The organism is Vibrio sp. 10N.286.49.C3 (assembly GCF_041469545.1).
Taxonomy (GTDB): Bacteria; Pseudomonadota; Gammaproteobacteria; order Enterobacterales; family Vibrionaceae; genus Vibrio; species Vibrio tasmaniensis_A.
Genome location: NZ_JBFRKT010000096.1, coordinates 1 through 2,301, shown reverse-complemented (window position 1 = coordinate 2,301; position 2,301 = coordinate 1). Strand labels below are relative to the sequence as shown.

The following is a 2,301-nucleotide window of genomic DNA, read 5'->3' as shown; positions in this document are numbered from 1 at the left end:
TAACGCTTAAGTATTTATCCGTTGTCGTAGCACAATGGATAAATACCTGTTGGACTTGGCTGCTTCTATCTATGGAGTTTGCTTTTTAGGACTGACTTACGTTCCACTCTTATCATTAAGACTGGTACCCCATCAGCCGTCCATTTTCCACTTCTAGCCACCAATTTATCTACTGCGACTATACCCGTTGCATAATCTTTTTAAAAGCGAACAATGCCCCTCTCTCGCCATAACACAACGATAATTTTATTCATTACAATCAGACAACTAGGTCAGTCGATGCTCTGAAACGACTATCCTAGGTCTAATATTGATGCACACGAGTACCATGCTGTTGCTATGGCAGTTCGGACAACACGGTTTCTCTTTCGACACTTCCGACTTCTCTGCGGGTCGCTTTCGTAAGCTTTGCCTAATTTCCGCTATCGCTTTTACCCGTACCGCATTAGCTAAAAAGCCATAATAGCGTATTCGCATTAGCCCTTTAGGCAACACATGTAAAAGTAAGCGTCGAAGTAACTCGCCCGCATTACAACACATTCTTTGCGTCCCATTGGTTCGATAGTTTTTGTAACTCATCGTGATACGGCCATCCACGTTATAACTTAATTGGTTGGGATTTAACCCGATACGATTGCAATACCGAGATAGATAACCCACTACCGCTGTAGGCTCGTGGAGTACAGGTTTACTGTACACAACCCACCTCTTACTAGCGGCTTCCTCTAATAAATTACTGTGCGTTGCTATCAACTCGCTTACTCGACATAACATCTCTTTCTTAAAGCGAACGGATAGGGCTTTAACCGGAAGCAGGTAACTCTCTTTTCTTGTCGGTTGCCATTGCCGATCTTTTGTAAGCACCCCACTCGGTAGTAGGCAATGAATATGAGTATGTTGACTCAGATTTCTTCCCCAAGTGTGAAGAACCATTAATGCTCCAAGTTGACCGACAAGGTGATGCCGCTCATTAGCAAACGCGCATAATGTTGCCCACACTGAATGAAACAAGCATTGATAAACCACCTTAGGATGCGCTTTAACCAGAGCATTGAACTCGTGAGGTAAGGTAAAAACCATATGATGGTAGGCCACAGGTAAAATATCTTGGCTTCGCTTTGTTAGCCATTGCTGTCTCATCTGCTCTTGGCAATTGGGGCAATGACGGTCTCGACAAGAGCAGTACCAACGCGTTTCATGACCACATTGCTGACAACGCCAGTCGTAGCTGCCCATACGCTCTGTTCGGCAGTCTCTTAAATGGTTAAGCACTTGCCACTGTCTCGGTGTGACTTTGCTTTTATCAAGCTCTTCTAAGCCTTGTGTTAATACGGCTTGGTAAGGAGATAATGCGTTCATTCGCTCTCCTCCCATAGTTGAGCAACTAAGTCGAACTTACTTCCGTCCGAGCTTTCGTTGTGATGACCAATCCAATGGGTGTACCTCAATGTCGTTTTGATATTCGAATGTCCGAGGTAACGCTGAAGAACATTCAAAGGCATGCCCGATTCAAGCTGATGAGTCGCATAAGCGTGCCTCAAGGCGTGTATTCCTCCTAATTTTCTGACGTTTGCCTCAACTTTTGCTGCTTTGAAGCATTTCTGCAGAGAGCTAATACCCAATGGCTTTTCGGGCTCTAGGCTGGGAAACAGCACTACGGTGGGATGATAATGACACCAGTAATTTCGAAGATGATTCAGTTGGCTATCACCCAGTGGAACAAAGCGATCTTTTTTACCTTTACCACAATGAATGTGCAGTCGTTTCGCCGTACCATCAATGTCTTTCACGTACAAGCCTACGACCTCACTGACACGTAGGCCACATCCATAACACATTTCAAGTGCGGTCTGATATTTAAGACTTCGACAATGACTAATGATACTTCTTACTTCCTCGCGATTAAGCAGCTCCGGTATTTTACTGGCGCGTTTAATCGGGGGAACCAATCGCTCTTCAAATTCTCTATTCAAAACGGCACGATAAAAGAACAAGATGGCATTCAAAGCTTGAGCACAAGTACTACTACTTAAGCTCCGCTCTGTGGTGAGCGTACGTAAATACGCACTAATCTGTTGATCAGTGAGTAAATCGGGGGACAGATCGTAAGTAGTAGATAGATCTTTAACCCAACGTAAATAGCTTGCATGGGTTTTCGGAGAAAAACGGCGAACCGCCATTTCATCGATAAGTTGTTGTCTTAATAAGGTCATGATGTATTCCTTAATCTATGGATACATCATAAGTTTGGTCTATCAGGTAAGTGAGAGGAAAGCCCTCCGCGAAGCGGCTTAGTTCAAC

At 44.2% G+C, this 2,301-nt stretch carries 2 protein-coding genes; both read right to left on the bottom strand.

Going from position 1 to position 2,301, the window contains the following annotated elements; all coding sequences use genetic code 11:
- Positions 1–267: 267 nt before the first annotated feature.
- Positions 268–1,359, bottom strand: a complete 1,092-nt coding sequence (locus tag AB4180_RS22530; RefSeq protein ID WP_102249052.1) for a transposase — start codon at positions 1,357–1,359, stop codon at positions 268–270.
- Positions 1,356–2,213 carry a tyrosine-type recombinase/integrase gene (locus AB4180_RS22525; RefSeq protein ID WP_017097399.1) on the bottom strand — a complete coding sequence of 286 codons (858 nt, stop codon included), beginning with the start codon at positions 2,211–2,213 and terminating at the stop codon, positions 1,356–1,358. Before AB4180_RS22525 ends, AB4180_RS22530 begins: the two co-directional genes overlap by 4 nt.
- Between the last annotated feature and the right edge of the window lie 88 nt (positions 2,214–2,301).

Coding starts and splice junctions, on each gene's coding strand:
- AB4180_RS22530 (WP_102249052.1), bottom strand. CDS start 1,359: ATGAACGCATTATCTCCTTACCAAGCCGTATTAACACAAGGCTTAGAA.
- AB4180_RS22525 (WP_017097399.1), bottom strand. CDS start 2,213: ATGACCTTATTAAGACAACAACTTATCGATGAAATGGCGGTTCGCCGT.